Consider the following 21,516-nt stretch of genomic DNA (forward strand, 5'->3'; position numbering starts at 1 on the left):
TCTCAGAGCGTGAAGGTGGCGACGGCGGCGGCGGTGTCCGAGGGCCAGCCGTTGGCGGCGGCGCCCGGGTCGGCCTGCGGCCAGCCGGTGACCAGGGTGTGGGCCTCGGCGAGGGTGAGCGGGCCGGCGAACTGCACCTGGTCGATCCGGTCCTGCGGTTCGGGCTTGCTGCCGCGCACCTTGCGGGTGGGGGACCAGGTGTTGCCCGGGGCGGCGGCCGGGTCGGGGTGGGCGCGGCGGAAGCTGTCGGTCAGGCCGGCGGCCTGAAGGGCCACGGTGACGGGCCAGTTGACCGGGCCGACGCCGCTGTGCGCCGGCGCCGTGGCGGCCGTCCAGTCCAGGTGGGACGGCGAGGACAGGCCCGCGCCCAGCACCACGGCGGCGCCGGCCGCGAGGTCCGCCCTGACAGCCGTCGCGAGCGCCTTGGCCTGCTGGAGCCGCACGGAGGCGTTCTCGGCGGCCTCGACCTGCGCGGCGCTCGACCCGTCCTGCGCGGCCCACGGGCCGTAGTTCGCCTCGTCCAGGTGCGCCGCCCAGAGCCGGACGCTGCGGCCCCCCGGCAGCTGGAGGGTGGCCGCGGCGGCGGGCAGGGTGGCGGTCACGGGGGTGACGGCGGCCAGCGGGTGGCGACTGAGGATGCCGACGCTGCCCGGGCTCTGGTAGGCGTACCAGCCGAGCGCGTCGGCCAGGGCCTGGGCGGCGGTGCCGGCGGTCTCCTGGAGGGCGAGCGCGTCCAGCCCCTGGGTGAGGATCACCCGCAGCTGCTTCTCCAGCGCGTCGGTGACGTGGGTCCCGGCGTCCCAGAGGTTCCAGGTGGCGACCTTGAGGCGCACCGGCGCGGTGGGGGCGAGCACCGGGACCTGGACGGTGAGGGCGTCGGTGGCGCCGGCGCTGTCCTTGACGCCGACGGTGACGAGCGCCGGGTGGGCGAGGGCGGTGCCGGGCGCGGTGCCGGTGACCGTGCCGTCGGCGCCGACGGACAGCCAGCTGTCGCCGCCGGTCTTCCGGAAGGTCGCGCTGCCCACCGGATTGCCGGCCGGGCGGGCCCAGAGCCGGCCGAGCTTGACGCCGACCGCCGCACCGGGAGCCACCGGCGTCGCGGTGAGCGCGTCCACCACGGCGTGCGGCCGGGCGAGCGCCGGCTTCGGCCGGAAGGTGAACGGCGCGCTCTGCGCCAGGATGCCGTAGCCGTCCTTGGCGAGCAGGTAGGCGGTGTACGGGCCGCCGGTGAGCGCGGAGGTGTCCAGCTGGACGTCACCGGACCCGCCGGGGGTGTACTTCCACAGCAGCGAGGCGCCGGTACCGGGCTGCCGGGTGCCGTCGTAGATGCCGACCCAGTTCTTGGCGTCGGGGGCGCTGGTCGTCCAGTGGAAGGTGAGCCTGTCACCCTCGGTGGGACTGGTGGGAGAGCTGAGCGCGAGCGTGCTGCCTGCGGCCACGGGGATCCTTCAGGTCAAGTTGGTCGTACAACTGGAGGACCCAATTGACCCGAAGGGGCGCGTACTGCGTGTGAACGGCGGATGGCCGGCTGCCGGGAGGATCGGTAACTCCCCTGACACATAGGCGTGGTGGCGTGCGGCCCGGTTTCGCTCGGCGCGGTTCCCCGGTGACTCAGTGGCTGCCGCGCAGGTTGAGCACCACGACGCCGACGATGATCAGGGCGAGGCCGAGCCACTGGGCCCGGCCGAGTGACTCGCCGAACAGCACCACACCGATGCCGGCCACCGCCGCGGTGCCCGCCCCCGACCAGACGGCGTAGGCGACCGACACCGGGATGTGCTTCAGCGCCCGGCCGAGCAGCACGAACGACAGCACGTACCCCACGGCCACGCCGAGGCTCGGCCAGAGCCGGCTGAAGCCCTCGGTGAGCTTGAGGCAGCTGGTGGCGCAGACTTCGCTGACGATGGCGAGGGCGAGCAGCAGGTAGGGCATGGTCCGTCAAACCGCCCGGGCCGCGCCGAGCTTCCCGAGGAAGGCCAGGTCGGCGTGGACCAGGCTGTCCAGCAGGGTGACCCGGGGGGCGGCCGGGATCGGTACGGCGGAGGGCACGGCGAGCACCGCGCAGCCGGCGGCCTGCGCGGAGGCGACGCCGGTCGGGGTGTCCTCGACGGCGACGCAGACGGCCGGGTCCAGGCCGAGCCGCAGGGCCGCGGCGAGGTAGGGGTCGGGTGCGGGCTTGGTGCGCTCGGTGTCCTCGGCGGCCAGGGTGGTGGTGAACCACTCGGTGCCCAGGCTCCCCAGGACGAGGTCCACCACCCGGCGCGGGGACGCGGAGACCAGCGCGGTCGGCACGTCGGCGGCGCGCAGCGCGGCGAGCAGGGCGAGCGCGCCGGGGCGCGGGACGATCTCGGTGGCGACCTTGTCCGCGAAGCTGTCGCCGAGCCGCTCGATCAGGTCGGCCTCGGTGCGCTCGGTGCCGCTGGCGCGGTGCAGGTGGGCGGCGGTGTGCTCGACGGCCTGGCCGAGCACCTCGGGCAGGTCGTCCTCGGTGAGGGTGAGGTCGAGCTCGGTGGCGAGCTCGGCCGCGGCCTGCCACCAGAGGTGCTCGGTGTCGACCAGGGTGCCGTCCATGTCGAACAGTACGGCGGCCGGCGGGCGGGAATCAGGCATGGCGGTACCTCTTCAGCTGCTTCGGGTACTTCGGGTGGTTCCGGTGCTTCGGTACGTAGGCGCGAACAGGGCCGGCCGTGGCGTCGGTTCCCCGGCCCGGTGACCGGCCGGTGACCGGGCGGCGGAACACCGGGGCCGGCTCAGGCCGCCCGGCTCGGCGTACCCGGCTCGGGGCTCGCCCGGTTCAGGCCGCGCGGCGGTCCACCAGCACCGGTCGCTCGGGCAGCCCGATGCCGGCCCGGCTGCCGATCGGCAGGGCGGCGGCGGCCTCGGTCGGCAGGTCGGCCTTGACCTCGGTGCCGTCGGAGAGCCGGACGGTCAGCCGGGTGACGGCGCCGAGGAAGGAGGCGGCGACGACCAGCGCCGGACCGTAGTTGTCCGCGGTGAGACCGACGTTCTCCGGCCGGACCAGGACGTCCAGTTCACCGTCGGCGGGCAGCACGCCGTCCACCGGGTGGCGCCGGCCGAGCACCTCGACGTCCTGCCCGGCGCGGGTGCACGGGATGCGGCTCATGGTGCCGACGAACTCCGCGACGAACGCCGTCGCCGGCCGGGCGTACAGCTCGGACGGGGTGGCGCACTGCTCCAGGCGGCCGGCGCGCAGCACCGCGACCCGGTCGGCCATCGACAGCGCCTCCTCCTGGTCGTGGGTGACGAACAGGGTGGTGATGCCGAGCTCCTGCTGGAGGCGGCGGATCTCCTCGCGCAGGCTGAGCCTGACCTTGGCGTCCAGCGCGGAGAGCGGCTCGTCCAGCAGCAGGACGCGCGGCTGGAGCGCCAGCGCCCGAGCCAGCGCGATGCGCTGCTGCTGGCCGCCGGACATCTGGTGCGGGTAGCGGTCGGCGTGCTGCGGCAGGCCGACCAGCTCCAGCAGCTCCAGGGCGCGGCGGCGGCGCTCGGCCTTGCCGGTGCCGCGCATCCGCATCCCGAAGGCGACGTTGTCGGCGGCCGTCAGGTGCGGGAAGAGGCTGTAGGACTGGAACACCATGCCGGCGTCGCGGCGGTGCGCGGGGATGCGGGTGATGTCCTCGCCGTCCACCAGCACCTGGCCGGCGTCGTGCTGCTCGAAGCCGGCCAGGATGCGCAGCGCGGTGGTCTTGCCGCAGCCGGACGGCCCGAGCAGGGCGAGCAGCTCACCCGGGTGGACGGTCAGGTCCAGGCCGTCCAGGGCGGTGGTGGCGCCGAAGGAGCGGCGCAGGGAACGGAACTCGACGGTCGCGCTACCGGGCGCGAGGGGCACGCCGGCGACGGGGGCGGTAACCGTGGTCATGGGGGATTCTCCGCTAACGGCTGAAGGGACGGGCGGGTACGCGGTGGCGGCGCTCACGGCCGGCGGCGGCCAGCAGGAGCAGCAGCACCCAGGTGATCAGCAGGCTGAGCACCGAGACCGCGACGGACATCTGGGCCTGGCTGTTGCCGACCGAGTAGATCCACACCGCGAAGGGCTGGTAGCCGAGGATCGACGCCGCGGTGAACTCGCCGAGGACCAGGGCCAGGGTGAGGAAGGAGGCGTTGAGCAGGGCGCCGCGCAGGTTGGGCAGCACGACGGTGAACACCGCCCGCGGCCAGCTCGCCCCGCAGTTGCGGGCGGCCTCGACCAGGGTGCGCACGTCCACCGCGCGCAGGCCCGCGTCCAGCGCCCGGTAGGCCAGGGGCAGCGACATCAGCACGTACGCGATCACCAGGACGAGCGGGAACTGCGGGTCCTGGACGAACACGAAGGTCTGGAAGAACGGCGTGTCCATCAGGTAGTCCGGGCCCCAGCGCAGCACCCCGATCAGGCCCGCGGTCAGCGCCACCGGCGGGACGACCAGCGGGAGGGTGCAGACCACCTCCAGGACGGGGCGCAGCCGGGGCGAGCCGAGCCGCACCGCGATCAGCGCGGGGACCAGCAGGAGCAGCAGCACCAGTACGGTGACCACGGCCAGCCGGAGGGTCAGCCAGAGGCTGTCGGTGAAGCCGGGGGCGTTCAGCAGCCCGGTGTACGCCTCGAAGGTGAAGCCCTTGGGGTCGTCGATGCTGAAGTACACCGACGCGGCCATCGGCAGCAGGAAGTACAGGCCCGCGATCAGCAGGACGGCGCCGCGCCACAGCCTGAATCGTCGGGGCCGGAGCTTGGAGATCAGTTGAGCCATCGGGCACTCCGGCGCTGGAGGGGCAGGTAGACGGCCATCACCAGGACGGCCACCACGATCATGTCGAGGCTGAGCGCGAGGGCGAGGTTGCCCTGGCCGACCAGCACGTTGCCCGACAGCGCGTCGGCGATCGAGCGGCTGATCAGCGGGACGGTGGCGCCGACCATCGCGGCCGCGGTGGCGTACGCGGCGAAGGCGCTGCCGAAGAGCAGCACGAACCCGCCGAGCAGTGAGGGGAAGAGGATCGGCAGGGCGACGTGGCGCCAGTACTGCAGCGTGGTGGCCCGGTTGTTGTGGGCCGCCTCGCGCCACTGGGCGCGCAGGCCGTCCAGCGCCGGGGTGATGCTGAGCACCATCAGCGGGACGAGGAAGTACAGGTAGACGACCGTCAGCCCGGTGAAGGAGTACAGGCTCCAGCCGTGGTCGGTCAGGTGCAGCAGCTTGGTGAGCTCGCCGGCGTTGCCGAGGGTGGCGACGAACGCGAAGGCGAGCGGCAGACCGCCGAAGTTGGCCAGCACGCCGGAGGCGGACAGGACGGCCTCGCGGACGGCCCTGAAGCGGGACGTCACCACGGCCTGGGCGATCGGCAGGCCGAGCACCGTACCGAGCAGCGCGGTGAGCGCGGACAGCTTGACGCTGCTGAGCAGTGCCGTCCAGTACGCGCCCTGCACCGAGTCGGTGAGGTTGGCGGTGGTGAACGCGCCGGCGCCGGTCTCGGCGTCACTGGAGGCGGTGAACGCGCCGATGGCGATGGCGACGGCGGGCAGGCCGAAGCTGATCGCGAAGAACGCCAGCAGCGGCACGGTGGCCAGCCAGGAGCCGCCGCGCGGCCGCAGCCGGCGGCGGGGCGGGGTGGGGGAGGTCTTGGAGACGGTGCCCGACGGCCCCGCGCCGCCACCGAGGTCAGTGGCGGCGGGGGTCGGCACCGGGGTGGGAGCCGTGGTCATGGTGGTGGTGAGCCCGTTCAGCCTGGTCTTCCGGCTCAGCCGGCGATCGCCTTGGTCCAGTTCTCGGTGACGGTCTTCTTGGCCGCGGCGATCTGGTCCTGGGTCGGGAAGGTGGTGAAGGGCTTCTCGACGGCCGGCAGCTTGGCCGCGGCGGCGGCGTCGAGGGTGCCCTCCTTCTTCAGCGAGTCGAAGAGGGCCGGGGTGGCGTAGCCGCCGAGGAAGAGGTTCTGGCCCTCGGCGCTGAAGAGGTACTCCTGCCACAGGCGGGCGGCCGCCGGGTGCGGGGCCCACTTGTTGACGGCCTGGTTGTAGTACTGGGCGTAGCTGCCGTCGACGGGGACGGAGACCTGCCAGTCGACGTTCTTGGCCTTGAACTCGTCGGTGTAGCCGGCGTTGAGGTACGACCAGTCGATGCTGATCGGCGTCTCGCCCTTCTCGATGGTCGCCGGGGTGGACTCGACCGGGTTGAAGTTGCCGGACTGCTTCAGCTTGCCGAAGAAGTCGATGCCGGGCTGGATGTTGTCCAGCGAGCCGCCGTTGGCCAGGGCCGCCGCGTAGACGCCGCCGAACGCGGAGCCGGACTTGGTCGGGTTGCCGTTCAGCGCGACCTGGCCCTTGTACTCGGGCTTGAGCAGGTCGGCGAAGGTCTTCGGGCAGGTGGTGATCTTCTTGGCGTCGCAGCCGATCGAGATGTAGCCGCCGTAGTCGTTGACCGACAGGCCGTCCTTGTTCTTCATGCTCTCGCCGACCTTCTCGAAGGCGGCGACCTTGTACGGGGCCAGCAGGCCGTCCTTGGCGGCGGACTGCGCGAAGGCGCTGCCCAGGTCCACCACGTCGGGGGCGCGGTCCTGGCCCTTGCGGGAGGTGATCGCGTTGATCTCGTCCTGGCTGGAGCCGTCCGGGTTCTCGTCCTCGATCTCGATGCCGTACTTGGCCTTGAAGGAGTCCATGATCTTGCCGTAGTTCGCCCAGTCCTTGGGCAGCGTGATGACGTGCAGCTTGCCCTCCTTCTTGGCCGCGGCGACCAGGGCGTCCATCCCGCCGAAGTCGGCGGCGGAGGTGGCGTCCTTGGCCTCCTTGGTGCCGGCCTTGGCGGCGTCGCCGGACTTCGCGGCGGTCGAGCCCGCGGAGCCGCAGGCGGAGAGGGAGAGCGCGGCGGCGGTCAGTACTGCCGCGAAGGCTGCGGCGCGGGCACGGTGCACGGTCACGGGTCAGTCTCCTGATCGGGGCGTCTGCGAGGAGGATCTTGGGGGCGTTTCGCGTTGGGGGCGGAGGAGTTGACTAGCCAACTTCCTCCGACGGGGGTAAGTACGCCGGAGTCCGGTGACGGGAAGGTGAACGGACGCCCCAGAACGGGGGGCGGCTGCGGGAACGGTGGAATCCGGCCATCGGCCGGTGATCGGACAGGTGCGATGCTTCGAGGGCGCAGCGGATATGGTCGGGCTGGTCCCGTGCCGGTACGGCTGCGCAGGACACCGCCCCAGGAGGGACTTTGACTGACGTGGCACTGGAGCCGGAACGCGCCGCCGGCGCCCTCTACCGCAGGGTCGCCGCCGATCTGCGCGAAGCCATCACCACCGGCGCGTACGGCGAGACCGGACGGCTGCCCGCCGAGGGCGCGCTGGCGGAGCAGTACGGCGTCTCCCGGGGCACCGTGCGCCAGGCCCTCGCGGTGCTGCGCTCGGACGGCCTGGTCACCTCCCGGCGCGGCACCCGGCGGGTGGTGCTCGGCAACGCCCGGGTGCAGAGCTTCTCCGAGCTGCTCAGCTTCACCCACTGGGCGCGCTCGATGGGCGAGGAGCCGGGCGGCATCCTGGACTCCCTGGAGCGCCGGCCCGCCGACGCCGCCGAGCGCGAGCAGCTGCGCCTGGAGCCCGGCGAGGAGGTGTATGTGACGGTCCGTCTGCGCACCCTGTCCGGCACGCCGGTGATGGTCGAGCGGACGGTCTACCCGCCCCGGGTGGGCGAGCTGGTGGCACAGCTGCCGCCCGACGTGGTGTCGCACACCGAGCACCTGCGCGAGCACGGCATCCTGTTCACCGACGCCGACCACACCATCGACGTGATCGCGGCCAACGCCGAGGACGCCCGGCTGCTCGGCTGCCGGCGCGGCAGCCCGCTGCTGCGCGAGCGCCGGCGGACCACCGATCCGACGGGCACGCCGGTGGAGTGGTCCCAGGACCGCTACCTGCCGGGGACGGTCGCCTTCAGCGTGCACAACTCGCTGGCCACCTCGGCGCTCTCGCGGCACGCCCGGGAGAGCGACTGAGGGCGGCCGCCGGTGCGGGCCCGAGGGTCAGGGCCGCGCCCGGGCGGGGCCTGTGCCCGCCCCCGCACTCCTCCCGCGGGGTGGCAGTCCGGTAGGGCCGGCCTGCCACCCCGCGGGTTCCACACGGCCCGCCGTCAGCCCATCAGGGCGGCGAGCAGCGGCCGGAAGTGGCCGAACCCGGGCGTGCCGGCATCCGCGTACTTGGCCTCCTCGTCCCAGCGGCGCACCGCGACCGCGTCCAGCGCGCCCGGGCGGGCGGCGAAGGCGGCGGCCTGCTGCTCGGTCATCGGACCGCCCTGCACCCCGAGGGTGTACTCGCTGGCCTCGGAGAGCCTGGCCCGGTAGCCCGGCTCGACGGCGCACAGGTAGCGCTTGGCGGCCACGTGCAGCCGGATCGGCTCGGTCACCGCTGGGCCGAACCACTGCGCCAGCCACTCGGCACCCCGCTCGCTGTGCCGGTTGTCCCGGCCCTTCATCAGGTCGAGCCCGCTGCCCCCGAAGTGCCCCACGTCGTGCAGCAGCGCCGCCGCGACCAGGTGGGCCGGAGCCCCGGCGGCCTCGGCCAGCGCACCGGCCTGGAGCATGTGCTCGGCCATGGTGACCGCCTCGCCCAGGTACTCGGAGGCGCCCTCGCCCTCGAACAGCTCGGCGATGGCGTCGAGCGCCGCGCCCCGGCGCTCCAGCACGGCGAGTGTGCTGAACAGGCCGTCCAGGTCGGCGTAGCAGCCCTGGAGGTGGCGTGAGCCGTCCTGCTCGAAGGCCGTCCGTGCGTGCAGCAGCCGGACGTTGTCGAAGATCAGGCAGTCGCCCGGGCCGAGCCGGAACTCCAGCCGCAGCTCCGGGCGGAGCGTGATCTCCGCGAACCGGCGGTACGCGGCGTAGAAGGCCTGCGCCGCGGCCGGGTCCGGCAGCCGCAGCGTGCCGATCGAGCGGTTGTTGAAGCGGACCTCGCGGATCCGGCCGAGGGAGTCCACCTCGATCAGCGGCCGCTCGGCGCGCAGTTCGGTGTTCCGGTCGCGGAAGACGAACGGGACGGGCGTACGGGTCAGCAGCGCGAACTCCTCGGGCGCCTCCGCGCGCAGGATCGCCGCCGCCCGGAAGCCGTCCACCAGGCCGGAGTCCCCGCCGGTCGCCGAATTGGCCAGGCAGTGCAGCAGCTGGAGGGTCGGCACCGGGTCCCGGTAGGGGTTGTCGGTGTGCGGGGCGATGACGGCGCTGGTGAACGCCAGGTTGTTGGGGGCGGCCTCGACCCGGACGTCGAACAGCTCGCCGTAGTTGGTCTCGCGGACGAACCCGAGGGTCCGCGCGACCTCCAGCACCTGGCGGTCGACGGCGGGCACCGCCCGCAGCACCGCGAACCCGGAGCGCCGCACGGCGCTCAGCACGGCCACCCGCTCGGCCGGGTCGCCCAGGTAGGCGTCCCAGTCGGCCTCGGGGATCCCGGCGGTGAAGTCGGCGGCCTCCCAGAGCCGCTTGTCCGCCTCGGTGCGGCCGTCCCCGGCGGCCGGTTCGGCCAGCCGGGCGAGCTCGTAGCGGGAGCGGTGCCCGTCCGACCAGAGCACCTCCAGGTGACCGTTTTGCTCATGCTGCGCCGTGATCGCCAGGTCGGCCGGCAGGTCGGTGATCTGGAACAGCTTCTGTCCGTTGCGCGGGTCGCGGCAGTCGGTGCAGGGGCAGTTGTCGCGCAGCCAGTACGTCGGGAACGGCATGCGGGGTCTCCTTCCGGGGCGCGGGAAGTTGTATAGCCAACTTCATCTCGCGCCCGACCCTGCCCGGCAGCGGTGAGACACCGGTGCCGGGCAGGTGGACGGGGAGGTGAACACCGCAGGAACACTGATCGCCCGACTGTCGCCGCCCCGACCGTGCACCATCGATGCGGGACCGGGCGAGCGGGGGGCGGGCGGCGGGGAGGCCGTCCGCGTGGGCGGGGCCGAGGCGTGCGGGGTCTCAGCCGATCGAGTCGGCCCAGGCGTGCGCGGCCGTGGTCCTGACGTGGAGCGGGTCGGCGGTGGGCAGGGCGTGGGCGAGGGCGGCCAGGACGTTCTGGACGGTGTCCAGGGAGGCGGCGCGGCCGTAGTGGTTGACCCGGAGCAGCTCGGCGGCGAGGGCTCCGCCGCCCGCCTGGACGGGCAGGGCGGGGTCGAGGCGGGCCGCCAGCTCGGTGGCGTCGAGGCCGGGCGGGGTGCGCAGGGTGGTGGCGACCGGCGCGGCGTGGCGGTCCTCGGTGACGAAGGGGGCGAGCGTGCCGAGCGCGCGGACCCCGGCGCGGGTGGCGGCGCAGGCCGCGCGGTGGCGGGCGATGGTGGCGTCGAGGCCGTGGTCGGCGATCCGGTCGAGGCAGGCGTCGAGCGCGAGCATCTCCAGCTGGGCCGGCGCGTGCGGCAGGGTCCGGCGGCCGGCGTCCGTCCAGCGGTCCTTCCAGTCCAGCAGCGAGAGGTACGAGCGGCGCGGCGCGGCCGGGTTGGCGGTGATCCGCTCCCAGGCGCGGGCGCTGACCGAGACGGCGGAGACCCCGGCCGGCCCGCCCATCGCCTTCTGCCCGCCGATCACGCACAGGTCGACGCCCCAGGCGTCGGTCAGCAGCGGTTCGGCGGCCACCGAGGCGACGGCGTCCAGCATCAGCAGCGCGCCGTGCTCGCGTACCACCGCGGCGATCTCCGCGACCGGGTTGGTGTTGCCGGTGGCGGCCTCGGCGTGGACGAGGGAGACGAAGTCGATGCCCGGTTCGGCCCGCAGGGCGTCGGCGACCTGCTCGGCGGTGGCGGCGGTGTCGAACGGCACGGCGAGGTCGACGACCTTGGCGCCGCAGTCGCGCAGCCAGTTGCCGAAGGTCTGCCCGTACGGCCCGGTGACGATGTTCAGCGCGGTGCTGCCCGGGTGCACGGCGCTGCGGATGGCCGCCTCCAGCGGGAGCAGTGCCTCGCCCTGGGTGACGATCACGTCGGCGCCGGTGTGCAGCAGCGCGGCGACCTTGTCCTCGATGGCGGCGAAGCGGGCGGCACTGAGCGGGGGGAGGTCGAGGAACGGGCTCACGGCTGCGGGGCCTTTCGCTTCGCGGCGCGGCACCTGCGGTTCGCACCGACGACGGGGCTGGTGGGGAGGGAGGGACGGGCGACGCCGGCCAGTCTGCCCCATTCCGGCCCCTGCGGGCATGGGCGTCCTGGGTAGAGTTCGGGCATGAGCGATGGCGCGGTGCTGCACATCAGGGGACGGGTGCTGGTCGGTCCGCAGGACGTCCGGGACGAACTCTGGGTGGTGGACGGGCGGGTGACGTTCGAGCGCCCGGCCGGCGCGCAGGACGTCCGGACGGTCGACGGCTGGGCGCTGCCCGGGCTGGTGGACGCGCACTGCCACGTCGGCCTGGACGCGCACGGCGCGGTGGACGAGGCGACCAGCGAGAAGCAGGCGCTCACCGACCGGGACGCCGGCACGCTGCTGATCCGCGACGCCGGCTCGGCCGCCGACACCCGCTGGATCGACGACCGCGAGGACCTGCCCCGGATCATCCGGGCCGGCCGGCACATCGCCCGCACCCGCCGCTACATCCGCAACTACGCGCACGAGATCGAGCCCGGCGACCTGGCCGCGTACGTCCGCCGGGAGGCCCGGCGCGGCGACGGCTGGGTCAAGCTGGTAGGCGACTGGATCGACCGGGAGAGCGGCGACCTGGCGCCCTGCTGGCCGGGCGACGCGCTCGCCGAGGCCATCGCGGCGGCGCACGCCGAGGGCGCGCGGGTGACGGCGCACTGCTTCGCGGCCGCCTCGCTGCCGGATCTGCTCGCCGCCGGGATCGACTGCGTCGAGCACGCCACCGGGCTGACCGAGGAGCTGATCCCGCAGTTCGCCGAGCGCGGCGTGGCGATCGTCCCGACGCTGGTCAACATCGCGACCTTCCCCGGGCTGGCGGCGGGCGGCGAGCAGAAGTTCCCGGCCTGGTCCGCGCACATGCGGCGGCTGCACGAGCGCCGCTACGACACGGTGGGCGCGGCGCACGACGCCGGCATCCCGGTCTTCGTGGGGACGGACGCGGGCGGCTCGCTCGCGCACGGGCTGGTCGCCGAGGAGGTGGCCGAGCTGGTGAAGGCGGGCCTGCGGCCGGCCGAGGCGCTCTCGGCGGCCTGCTGGGGGGCGCGCGAGTGGCTCGGCCGCGAGGGCCTCACCGAGGGGGCCTCCGCCGACCTGGTGGTGTACGCCGAGGACCCGCGCGCCGACGTCCGGGTGCTGGCGGACCCGCAGTTGGTGGTGCTCCGGGGCCGGCCGGTGGCCTGACCGGCGGTGTGTCACCCCGCCGCCGGGCGCCTGTCCGCACCCCGTTCCGTGCTCGTCCGTACCGTCCCCCCGCGCCCGTCCGCACCCGTCCCCGCGACCGCCGGGACGGGCCCGGCGCTGGGCCGATAGGGTGGCGGCCATGGCACCGCGTCCGCTGAACGAGATCGTCGAGCCCGGCTGGGCCACCGCCCTGGAGCCGGTGGCCGGGCGGGTGGCCGCCATGGGCGACTTCCTGCGCGCCGAGATCGCCGCAGGCCGTACCTACCTGCCCGCCGGGGCGAATGTGCTGCGGGCGTTCCAGCAGCCCTTCGAGTCGGTCCGGGTGCTGATCGTCGGCCAGGACCCGTACCCGACGCCGGGCCACGCGGTGGGGCTGAGCTTCTCGGTGGCGCCGGAGGTCCGGCCGGTCCCGGGCAGCCTGGTCAACATCTTCCAGGAGTACGGGCAGGACCTCGGCCTGCCGCGGCCCTCCAACGGCGACCTCACGCCCTGGACCCGGCAGGGCGTGCTGCTGCTCAACCGCGCGCTGACCACCGCCCCGGGCAAGCCGGCCGCGCACCGGGGCAAGGGCTGGGAGGAGGTCACCGAGCAGGCGATCCGGGCGCTGGTGGCCCGTGGCGGACCGCTGGTGGCCATCCTCTGGGGGCGTGACGCCCGCAATCTGCGCCCCCTGCTGGGGCAGGTGCCGGCGGTGGAGTCGGCGCATCCGAGCCCCATGTCGGCCGACCGCGGGTTCTTCGGCTCCAGGCCGTTCAGCCGGGCCAACGAGCTGCTGGCGCGCCAGGGGGCCGAGCTGGTGGACTGGCGGCTGCCGTAGCGCCACCCGATCGTCAGTATGTGAGTCAACCTCACTCAAACGGGTGAACTGACGCTTCGTGTTGCTCATGTGACGGATTGTTCGAAGAGGATGGCGGGCAGTCGAGAGCGGCAACAATCCCCCGGTCCGGCGCGGAGCCTTCCTGCGCGCGGGGTGAGACCTCTTCGGTGCGCTCTCGCCATCGCCACGTGTGGGGGTTCCTCCTTTGCTGTCCACTTCGATGCGGGTCGCCGCAGCCACCCTGGCCGTCGCGGCCGCCACCCTGCCAGCCTCCGCCGCCCACGCGAGCGGCGCGGCGCCATCGGCCACCGCAACCCCCGGCGGCGCGCCGGGCGCCGGGAAGGCGCGTGCCGTCACCGCCGAACTCGACCTCGACGTCAGCCTGCTGAACAAGGCCATCGACGTCCCCGTGAACATCTCGCTGAACGAGGTCGAGACCCCGGCGCAGCGGGACGGCTCCGTGCTCACCGCCAAGGTCGACGGCGTCGACCAGCAGGGGCCGGTCATCCTGGTCAAGGCCGACATCGGCAGGTCGACCACCGTCCTGGACGCCAAGGGCTCGTCCGCCTCGGTGAAGCTCGTCAACGCCGACGTCCACGCGCCCGGCCTGCCGCTCACCACTCTGCTGGGCCTGGAGGCGATGAGCGCCGAGGTGACCTGCCCGGTCGACGGGCCGCCGACGGCCCAGGTCACCGCGCCGGCGAAGCTCACCGTCCTCGGCAAGCCCGTCACCCTGAGCCTGTACGGGCCGACCAAGGTGGAGGTGCCCGGCATCGGCAGCGTGGCGCTGGAGTTCTCCAAGCGGAGCACCACCTCCGCCACGGCGGCCGCCTCGGCCCTGGAGGCGCAGGTGGAGGTCGATCCGCTCAACCTCAACGTGGCCAAGGTGAGCGGCCGGATCAGCATCGCTTCGGTCAGTTGCGAGAAGCCGGCCGGTGCGAGCTCCTCGGCGTCCGCCGCCCCCGGCGGCGGCGGGCCCTCCGGCGCGCCGCCGACCGCGACGGCGAGTGCGGCCGCCGTCCGGCCCGCCGCGGCCACCGGCACCGGGGACGCCCGCCCCGCCGCGCAGGCCCCCGCCGCCCCTTCCACCGCTCCCTCCGCACACCTCGCCGCCACCGGCGGCAGCGGTGCCACCGGGCCGATCGCGGCCGGCGCCACCGCCCTGCTCGTCGCCGGGGGAGGGGCGCTCTACGCCACCCGCCGCCGTGCCCGCGCCCGCCGCCACTGAGAGCTCACGATGCCGGCGCGGGCGCCCGCCGCGCGCGCCCGATCGTCCGGGGTGCGCCCGCACACACCCCGGAGTGCCACCGCAGGCACTCCCGGAGCGTGACCGTGCCGATGCGGAAGGTTGGTTTACATGGGCGACACATAGGAGGAACAACCGGGAAACGGCGACTTGCGACGCTACGCGGGCACCCACCACTCAAGTTGCGAGGTAAGCCGTGGCAATCAAGGCCGAGTACATCTGGATCGACGGCACCCAGCCGACCGCCAAGCTCCGCTCCAAGACTCGGATCCTGGCCAACGCTGACAAGCTGCCGACCTGGGGCTTCGACGGTTCCTCGACCAACCAGGCCGAGGGCCACGCCTCGGACCGCGTGCTTGAGCCGGTCGCCTCCTTCCCGGACCCGATCCGCGGCGGCGACAACGTCCTGGTGCTCTGCGAGGTCAACGAGACCAACGGCGCCCCGCACGTCTCGAACACCCGCGCCCTGCTGCGCCCGATCGCCGAGCAGTTCGCCGCCCAGGAGGCGATCTTCGGCATCGAGCAGGAGTACACCTTCTTCAAGGGCTCCCGCCCGCTCGGCTTCCCCGAGGGCGGCTTCCCGGCCCCGCAGGGCGGCTACTACTGCGGCATCGGCGCCGAGGAGGTCTTCGGCCGTGAGATCGTCGAGCTCCACCTCGACCGCTGCCTCGCCGCCGGCCTCGCGATCTGCGGCATCAACGCCGAGGTCATGCCCGGCCAGTGGGAGTTCCAGATCGGCCCGGTCGACGCCCTGACCGCCTCCGACCACCTGTGGGTCGCCCGCTACCTGCTCTACCGCACCGCCGAGGAGTTCGGCATCGACGCCACCCTGGACGCCAAGCCCGTGCGCGGCGACTGGAACGGCGCCGGCGCGCACACCAACTTCTCCACCAAGGCCATGCGTGAGGGCTACGACGCCATCATCACCGCCTGCGAGTCGCTCGGCGCCAGCCAGGAGAAGGTCCTGGAGCACGTCAAGCAGTACGGCTTCGGCATTGAGTCCCGCCTGACCGGTCTGCACGAGACCGCCCCGTGGAACGTCTACAGCTACGGCGTCTCCAACCGCGGCGCCTCGGTCCGCATCCCGTGGCAGGTCGAGGTCGAGCAGAAGGGCTACATCGAGGACCGTCGTCCCAACGCCAACGTCGACCCGTACGTGGTGACCCGCCTGCTGGTCAACACCTGCTGCTCCGCGCTGGAGAAGGCCGGCCAGGTCTGAGCCTGAGGCTCACCGCCCGCTCCGAACGCCCGTCGTCACCCTCGTCAGGGGGGTGCCGGCGGGCGTTCTGCCGTCCCGGGGGCCAGTCAGCCGCCGAGCGCCTGCGCCAGGGCGGTCAGGAAGCGGTCGGTCGTTTCCTCGTCGCGGACGGCGATCCGCAGCCAGTCCGGGCCGAGGCCGGGGAAGGTGTCACCGCGGCGGACGGCGAAGCCGGCGTCGCGCAGCCGCTCCCGGACGGCCGCCGCGCCGGGCAGCTCGATCAGCACGAACGAGGCGGCCGCCGCACCGTGCACCCGGACCTGCGGAACCGCCGTCAGCCCCTTGAGCAGGTACGCGCGGTGCCCGCCGGTGGTCTCGGCGGCCCGCTCGGCCTCGGCGAGGGCGGCCGGGGTACTGCACACCTCGGCGGCGACCAGGGCGGGCGTGGACACCGGCCAGAGCGGCTGGGCGGTCGCGAGGGCCGCGAGCAGCCGGGCCGGGCCGAGCACGTAGCCGATCCGCAGCCCGGCCAGACCCCAGGTCTTGGTGAGGCTGCGCAGCACCACGACCTGCCCGGGGAGGTCCCGCACGGCGGCGAGCGATTCGCTCTCGCCGGGCACGGTGTCCATGAACGCCTCGTCCACGACCAGGGTCCGCCCGGGGCGCGCCAGCGCGGCGAGGCCGGCGGCCGGGTGCAGGACGGAGGTCGGGTTGGTGGGGTTGCCGACGACCACCAGGTCGGCGTCCTCGGGCACGGCACCGGGCATGAGCCGGAAGCCGTCCTGCGGCGTCAGCAGCACCCGCCCGACGGTGTGCCCGGCGTCCCGCAGCGCGGCCTCCGGTTCGGTGAACTGCGGGTGCACCACCGCGATCCGGCGGGGCGTCAGGACCCGGGCGAGCAGCACGAAGGCCTCGGCCGCACCGGAGGTGAGCAGCACCTCCGCCACCGGGCGGCCGTGCCGGGCGGCCACGGCGGCCCGGGCGGCGGCCTGGTCCGGGTAGGCGGCGAGGTCGCCGAGGGTCACGGCGAGGTGCTCGCGCAGCCACTGCGGCGGGGTTCCGGTACGGACGTTGACGGCGAGGTCGACCAGGCCGGCGGCGCGGACCTCGGCGTCGCCGTGGTGGCGCAGGTCCGGTTCCTGCGGCGCGGGCTGCCCGGTGCTGGTCATGAGTCGGCTCCTGCGGATGGCTGGTCGGGTGCGCTGTCGGTACCGGTACCGGCACCGGACGGCGGGTCGAGGGGCAGGCCGGGTGCCCGCAGCAGTTCGAAGCCCTCACCGGTGGGCCGGTAGCCGGCCGCGTCGCCCGGGCCGGCGAGCGCGACCGCGCCGCCCTGCCGGGCCAGTTCCTCGGCGGCCCGGGTGCAGTCCGCCGGTGTCGGGCGGGTGATCCGGCGGGTGCCGGGCCGCAGCAGGTCGCTGATCTGCTCCACCACGGCGGGCAGCGCGACCACCGCCGAGGCCCGGCGCAGTTCCGCTGCCGCGCGCGGGGTGAGCAGGTCGCGGGCGCCCGGGCCGAGCCCGACCACCGCGAGCCGTCCGCGCACCGCCCGGCGGGCGACCGCGGCGGTGGCCAGCGCCGACTTCCGCTTGGGCACCAGGAGTTCGCCGCCGGCCGCGCCGATCAGAGCGGCCGCCTCGGCAACGCTCGGGGTGCCGACGGCGGCCAGCACCTCGCCCGAGCGGGTGGGCACCTCGACCGCCGCCAACCGCTCGGCGGGGTACCCGACCAGCGGCACGCCGAGTGCGAAGGCGGCCCAGCGGATCGCCGGATGGCCGGTCCTGCTCTCCACCGTGGCGAGCTGCGCCACCGAGTTCCTGGACAGCCCGGCCTCCTCCAGGGTGGCCAGCACCAGCTTGGCGACCTCCGAGTCGTCCGCTCCGGCAGCGGCGCCGACGCCGACCACCAGGGTGCGGGGCTGCACCAGCAGGACGTCCTCGGCCGGGTACGTACGGTCGGTGATCCGCAGCACGGGGGCGTCCGTCGGCGCGTCGGGGCGCACGTTGGGCGGCAGCGCCGGCAGCGGGTACTCGAGTTCGCTCTCCAGCCGGACGGGCCGTCCGCTCGCGACCGCCTCCGCCGCCGCGCGGCCGCCGGGCCCACGGGTGGCCCGGGTGGCGTGCCCGACCAGGGCGTCCAGCGGGCCCACGGGGTGGGACGCGGGTCGGGCGAGCACGGGTCGGGTGAGCACCGGCCGGGTGCCGAGCACGGCCGAGACCTCCTCGGCCAGCTCCTCCGCGCCGCGACCACGCGTGCCCGCACCGCCGGTTCCCGCGCCGCGGTCGGCGCCTCCGGTGCGGTCGGCCAGCGGTACGGCGTACCGTGGAGCGAGGTCCACGCAGACCACGTCCGGTACCCGCGCCACGTCCTCCAGGGCCTCGGCGAGCAGCCGCACGGCGGCGGGCACCCGGGCGAAGCAGACGACCTGCTCGCACTCGGCCACGGCCCGCTCCATGGTCTCCCGGGGGCCCATGCAGGCGCCGACCATCGCCCGGTAGACCTTGCTGCTGTCCGGCCAGGCGGCGTGCAGCCGGTCGGCGAGTGCCCGGCCCGAGGGGTTGAGGGCGACCAGACCGATCATCGTGGTTCCTTCCGTCCGGTCGCCGCGTCGCGGCCACGGAATCCCACCACGCGGGCGTCGGACGGGTCAATCCAGGGGCGTGGCCCGGCGGGAGTCATTGGGCGGCGTCTGTTCGCCTTCTCTTCACCGAGGTCGTGCCGCACACGTCACCGTCGGACTTCTAGGGTTGCCGCGCTCCACGAGCCAGTGCCCCTTCCTTCCCCCGCCCCTCGTGCCCGGAGGACAGCATGCCCTTCGCCCGTAGCACCAAGAACCCCCGCCGCCCGCTGACCGCCCTCGCGGCCGGTCTCGGCCTGGTCGCCGGCTCGCTCGGCATCTGGGCCGCCGCCGGCAGCACCGCCCAGGCCGCCGTCGGCCTGCCCACGCCGGACCACGTGGTGGTCGTGGTCATGGAGAACCACGCCTACACGCAGGTCATCGGCAGCTCCGGCGCGCCGTACTTCAACAACACCCTGAAGGCCGGCGGCGCCGTCCTCACCAACTCCTTCGGCCTCACCCACCCCAGCGAGCCCAACTACTACATGCTGTTCTCCGGCAGCAACCAGGGCCGCACCGACGACAGCTGCGTGGGCGTGGGCTCCATCGACAAGCCCAACCTCGCCTCCGAGCTGATCGCCGCCGGCAAGAGCTGGGGCAGCTACAACGAGGGCCTGCCGAGCCAGGGTTCGACCACCTGCAGCAGCGGCAGGTACGCGCAGAAGCACAACCCGTGGTTCGGCTTCGGCAACGTGCCGACCAACACCGCGTACACCTTCGCGCAGTTCCCCACCGACTACAGCACCCTGCCGAAGGTCTCCTTCGTCGTGCCGGACCTCTGCAACGACATGCACGACTGCTCGGTGTCCACCGGCGACACCTGGATCAAGAACAAGCTCGGCGCCTACGCCACCTGGGCCAAGACGCACAACAGCATCCTGGTCGTCACCTTCGACGAGGACAACCGGCTCTCCGGCAACCGGATCCCGACCGTGCTGTACGGCGAGCACGTGACGCCCGGCAGCAGCTCCGCCACCACCTACAACCACTACAACGTGCTGCGTACCCTGGAGGACCTCGCCGGCCTCACCGCCCACGCGGGCAATGCCGCGAGCGCCGCCGACATCACCGGCATCTGGAACTGACCACCGTGTACCTCGCGGAATCCCGCAGCGCCAAGGCCCCCGCCGCCCCGGGCACCCGCCCGGGGCGGCGGGCGGCCGCGGCCGCCGTGCCCGGCACGGTGCTCGCCCTCGGCACCGTCAGCCTGATCACCGACGTGTCCTCCGAGATGGTCAGCGCGGTGCTGCCGCTCTACCTGCTGACCGGCCTCGGCCTCTCCCCGCTGGGATTCGGCCTGCTGGACGGCATCCACAACGGCGTCGGCGCGCTCGTCCGGCTGCTCGGCGGCCACCTCGCCGACCGCGGCGGCGACGGCCGGGGCACCGGCCGGCACAAGCTGGTGGCCGGCCTCGGCTATGGCCTGTCCGCCCTCTGCAAGCCGCTGCTGCTGCTGGTGCACAGCGTGCCGCTGATCGGCGCCGTGCTCGCGGCCGACCGTACCGGCAAGGGCCTGCGCACCGCACCGCGCGACGCGATGATCTCGCTGGCCACCGACCCCGAGCACCGGGGGCGCGCGTTCGGCGTGCACCGCGCGATGGACACCGCGGGCGCCCTGCTGGGGCCGCTGGCCGCCTTCGGCGTCCTGCGGCTGGCCGTCGACGGGTACGACGCGGTGTTCGCCGTCAGCGGCTGCGTCGCGGTGCTCGGGGTCCTGGTCCTGGTGCTCTTCGTCCCCGGCCGGCAGCCGCGGGCCGAGGCCGGCCCGCCCGCCGCCGCACCCTCGCTGCGCGACGCGCTCGCCCTGCTGAAGCTGCCCGACCTGCGCAGGCTCACCCTCTGCGCGGCGCTGCTCGGCCTCACCACCGTCAGTGACTCCTTCCTCTACCTGCTCCTCCAGCGTCGGCTGGGCCTCGCCACCGACCTCTTCCCGCTGCTGCCGCTCGGCACGGCGGCCGCCTTCCTGCTGCTCGCGGTGCCGCTCGGCGCCCTCGCCGACCGGATCGGCCGCCGCCGGCTCTTCCTCGCCGGCCACGGCGTCCTGCTGCTCGCGTACGGCCTGCTGCTCGGGCCGGTCTCCGGCGGCCCGGCCGCCTGCTGTGTCCTGCTGCTGCACGGCGCCTTCTACGCCGCCACCGACGGCGTGCTGGCCGCCGCCGCGGCCGACGCGGTACCCGCCGAGCAGCGCGGGGCCGGCCTCGCCCTGGTCGGCACCGGGCAGGCGCTGGCCCGGTTCGCCTGCTCGCTCGCCTTCGGCGCGGCCTGGAGCGCGATCGGCGCTACGGCGGCACTCGCCTGGGCCGCCGGCGCCCTCGTACTCTGCGTGGCGGGCGCCGCCCGGGTGCTGCGCAGCCCCGAGGAGGCCGCCGCGTGACCCGTACCACCCGTCTGCTCGTCCTGCTGGTGGCGATGCTGCTGCTGGGCACCGCCGGCACCGGCGCGGTGCTGCACGCCGCCGACCGCTCGGCCCGCCGCGACGTCGCCCAGCCGGGCGGCCCGCTCGTCACCGCCGGGCCGCTCTCACTGCGGGCGCCCCCGGACGGCCGGCTGCTGGTCTTCCGCAACCTGGCCTGGGGCCCGCACCGCGACGAGCTCGCGAGCGTCCCTGCCGACCGCCCCGAGGGCCCGCGCACCGCCTCCGGCGTGCCGTGCCTGCGCTTCCACGCGGCGGCGGGCACCGGCATCTGCCTCCAGGCCGAACGTGGCGCACTCCAGGACACCTACCGCGCCGTCGTCCTGGACGCCGGCCTGCACGAGCTGCGGCACTTCCCGGTGGCCGGCATCCCGACCCGCTCCCGGGTCTCGCCCTCGGGCCACCTCGCGGCCTGGACGGTCTTCGTCAGCGGCGACTCCTACGCCGGCACCGACTTCTCCACCCGGACGTCGATCGTCGACACCAGGGACTGGACCAGGTACGACAACCTGGAGGAGTTCTCCGTCGTCAAGGACGGCCACCCCTACCAGTCCCACGACGTCAACATCTGGGGCGTCACCTTCGCCGACGACAGCACCTTCTACGCCACGCTGGCGACCGGCGGCCAGACCTACCTGGTGCACGGCGACCTCGCCGCCCGCACCCTCACCACCCTGCACCAGAACGTCGAGTGCCCCTCGCTCTCGCCCGACGGCAACCGGATCGCGTACAAGAAGCGCGTCCCGGGCCTGTCCGCGGACGCCCCGTGGCGGCTGTACGTCCTCGACCTCGCCACCATGACCGAGACGGCCACCGCCGAGCAGCGCAGCATCGACGACCAGGCCCTCTGGTCCGACGGTGACACCCTCCTCTACGCCGTCCCCGGCGACTTCGGCGCCGACCTCTGGAGCACCCCCGCCGACGGCAGCGGCGAGCCCCACCGCCTGCTCGACGCCGCCCTCGCCCCGGCCCACCTCGGCCGCTGACGCCTCGTC

19 protein-coding genes are annotated in these 21,516 nt (G+C 74.2%); 8 read left to right on the forward strand and 11 right to left on the reverse strand.

Going from position 1 to position 21,516, the window contains the following annotated elements:
• Nucleotides 1–2 precede the first annotated feature (2 nt).
• From ACIBH3_RS11690 to ACIBH3_RS11720, 7 genes are all read right to left on the reverse strand, one after another.
• Nucleotides 3–1,439: an endonuclease/exonuclease/phosphatase family protein gene (locus tag ACIBH3_RS11690; RefSeq protein WP_396311752.1), complete on the reverse strand. Its 1,437-nt coding sequence runs from the start codon at nt 1,437–1,439 to the stop codon at nt 3–5.
• Between the two features lie 172 nt (nt 1,440–1,611).
• On the reverse strand, nt 1,612–1,932 hold the full coding sequence (locus ACIBH3_RS11695; RefSeq protein WP_396311753.1) for a DMT family transporter: 321 nt from the start codon (nt 1,930–1,932) through the stop codon (nt 1,612–1,614).
• A gap of 6 nt (nt 1,933–1,938) precedes the next feature.
• Complete coding sequence (locus tag ACIBH3_RS11700; RefSeq protein ID WP_396311754.1) at nt 1,939–2,610, reverse strand: HAD family hydrolase; 672 nt, start codon at nt 2,608–2,610, stop codon at nt 1,939–1,941.
• Nucleotides 2,611–2,794: 184 nt separating this feature from the next.
• Nucleotides 2,795–3,880, reverse strand: coding sequence for an ABC transporter ATP-binding protein (locus ACIBH3_RS11705; protein WP_396311755.1), 1,086 nt, complete (start codon nt 3,878–3,880; stop codon nt 2,795–2,797).
• Nucleotides 3,881–3,893: 13 nt separating this feature from the next.
• Nucleotides 3,894–4,745 carry an ABC transporter permease gene (locus ACIBH3_RS11710; RefSeq protein ID WP_396311756.1) on the reverse strand — a complete coding sequence of 284 codons (852 nt, stop codon included), beginning with the start codon at nt 4,743–4,745 and terminating at the stop codon, nt 3,894–3,896.
• Nucleotides 4,733–5,692, reverse strand: a complete 960-nt coding sequence (locus tag ACIBH3_RS11715; protein WP_396311757.1) for an ABC transporter permease — start codon at nt 5,690–5,692, stop codon at nt 4,733–4,735. Before ACIBH3_RS11715 ends, ACIBH3_RS11710 begins: the two co-directional genes overlap by 13 nt.
• Nucleotides 5,693–5,727: 35 nt before the next feature.
• On the reverse strand, nt 5,728–6,900 hold the full coding sequence (locus ACIBH3_RS11720; protein WP_396311758.1) for an ABC transporter substrate-binding protein: 1,173 nt from the start codon (nt 6,898–6,900) through the stop codon (nt 5,728–5,730).
• 293 nt (nt 6,901–7,193) lie between these two features.
• On the opposite strand from ACIBH3_RS11720, the gene ACIBH3_RS11725 reads away from it, so the two are divergent.
• The gene (locus ACIBH3_RS11725) at nt 7,194–7,961 is read left to right on the forward strand and encodes a GntR family transcriptional regulator (RefSeq protein WP_396311850.1); all 768 of its coding nucleotides are present in this window, start codon (nt 7,194–7,196) and stop codon (nt 7,959–7,961) included.
• Between the two features lie 134 nt (nt 7,962–8,095).
• On the opposite strand, the gene ACIBH3_RS11730 is transcribed toward ACIBH3_RS11725, so the two are convergent.
• On the reverse strand, nt 8,096–9,670 hold the full coding sequence (locus ACIBH3_RS11730; RefSeq protein WP_396311759.1) for a TauD/TfdA family dioxygenase: 1,575 nt from the start codon (nt 9,668–9,670) through the stop codon (nt 8,096–8,098).
• Nucleotides 9,671–9,908: 238 nt separating this feature from the next.
• Complete coding sequence (locus tag ACIBH3_RS11735; RefSeq protein WP_396311760.1) at nt 9,909–10,994, reverse strand: pyridoxal-phosphate-dependent aminotransferase family protein; 1,086 nt, start codon at nt 10,992–10,994, stop codon at nt 9,909–9,911.
• 144 nt (nt 10,995–11,138) lie between these two features.
• Here ACIBH3_RS11735 and ACIBH3_RS11740 point away from each other — a divergent pair, with 144 nt between their 5' ends.
• From ACIBH3_RS11740 to glnII, 4 genes are all read left to right on the forward strand, one after another.
• Nucleotides 11,139–12,230, forward strand: a complete 1,092-nt coding sequence (locus ACIBH3_RS11740) for an amidohydrolase family protein (RefSeq protein ID WP_396311761.1) — start codon at nt 11,139–11,141, stop codon at nt 12,228–12,230.
• Between the two features lie 139 nt (nt 12,231–12,369).
• Nucleotides 12,370–13,047, forward strand: coding sequence for a uracil-DNA glycosylase (locus ACIBH3_RS11745; RefSeq protein WP_396311762.1), 678 nt, complete (start codon nt 12,370–12,372; stop codon nt 13,045–13,047).
• 205 nt (nt 13,048–13,252) lie between these two features.
• Complete coding sequence (locus ACIBH3_RS11750; RefSeq protein WP_396311763.1) at nt 13,253–14,275, forward strand: SCO1860 family LAETG-anchored protein; 1,023 nt, start codon at nt 13,253–13,255, stop codon at nt 14,273–14,275.
• A gap of 214 nt (nt 14,276–14,489) precedes the next feature.
• Nucleotides 14,490–15,512, forward strand: coding sequence for a glutamine synthetase (glnII, locus tag ACIBH3_RS11755; RefSeq protein ID WP_396311764.1), 1,023 nt, complete (start codon nt 14,490–14,492; stop codon nt 15,510–15,512).
• A gap of 86 nt (nt 15,513–15,598) precedes the next feature.
• Here glnII and cobC read toward each other — a convergent pair whose 3' ends face one another.
• On the reverse strand, nt 15,599–16,660 hold the full coding sequence (gene cobC / locus ACIBH3_RS11760) for an Rv2231c family pyridoxal phosphate-dependent protein CobC (protein ID WP_396311765.1): 1,062 nt from the start codon (nt 16,658–16,660) through the stop codon (nt 15,599–15,601).
• Entirely contained in the window at nt 16,657–18,072 is a 1,416-nt protein-coding gene (locus ACIBH3_RS11765) for a cobalamin biosynthesis protein (RefSeq protein WP_396311766.1), read from the reverse strand. The genes cobC and ACIBH3_RS11765 overlap by 4 nt, the downstream gene beginning before the upstream one ends.
• Nucleotides 18,073–18,299: 227 nt before the next feature.
• On the opposite strand from ACIBH3_RS11765, the gene ACIBH3_RS11770 reads away from it, so the two are divergent.
• Genes ACIBH3_RS11770 through ACIBH3_RS11780 form a run of 3 tightly spaced genes read left to right on the forward strand, consistent with a single transcriptional unit; the run spans nt 18,300 to nt 21,507 of the window.
• Nucleotides 18,300–19,193 carry an alkaline phosphatase family protein gene (locus tag ACIBH3_RS11770; protein ID WP_396311767.1) on the forward strand — a complete coding sequence of 298 codons (894 nt, stop codon included), beginning with the start codon at nt 18,300–18,302 and terminating at the stop codon, nt 19,191–19,193.
• 5 nt (nt 19,194–19,198) lie between these two features.
• Complete coding sequence (locus tag ACIBH3_RS11775; RefSeq protein ID WP_396311768.1) at nt 19,199–20,482, forward strand: MFS transporter; 1,284 nt, start codon at nt 19,199–19,201, stop codon at nt 20,480–20,482.
• The gene (locus tag ACIBH3_RS11780; protein ID WP_396311769.1) at nt 20,479–21,507 is read left to right on the forward strand and encodes a TolB family protein; all 1,029 of its coding nucleotides are present in this window, start codon (nt 20,479–20,481) and stop codon (nt 21,505–21,507) included. The genes ACIBH3_RS11775 and ACIBH3_RS11780 overlap by 4 nt, the downstream gene beginning before the upstream one ends.
• Nucleotides 21,508–21,516 lie beyond the last annotated feature (9 nt).

The organism is Kitasatospora sp. NPDC050543 (genome assembly GCF_044457565.1).
In the GTDB taxonomy this organism is placed as follows: domain Bacteria; phylum Actinomycetota; class Actinomycetes; order Streptomycetales; family Streptomycetaceae; genus Kitasatospora.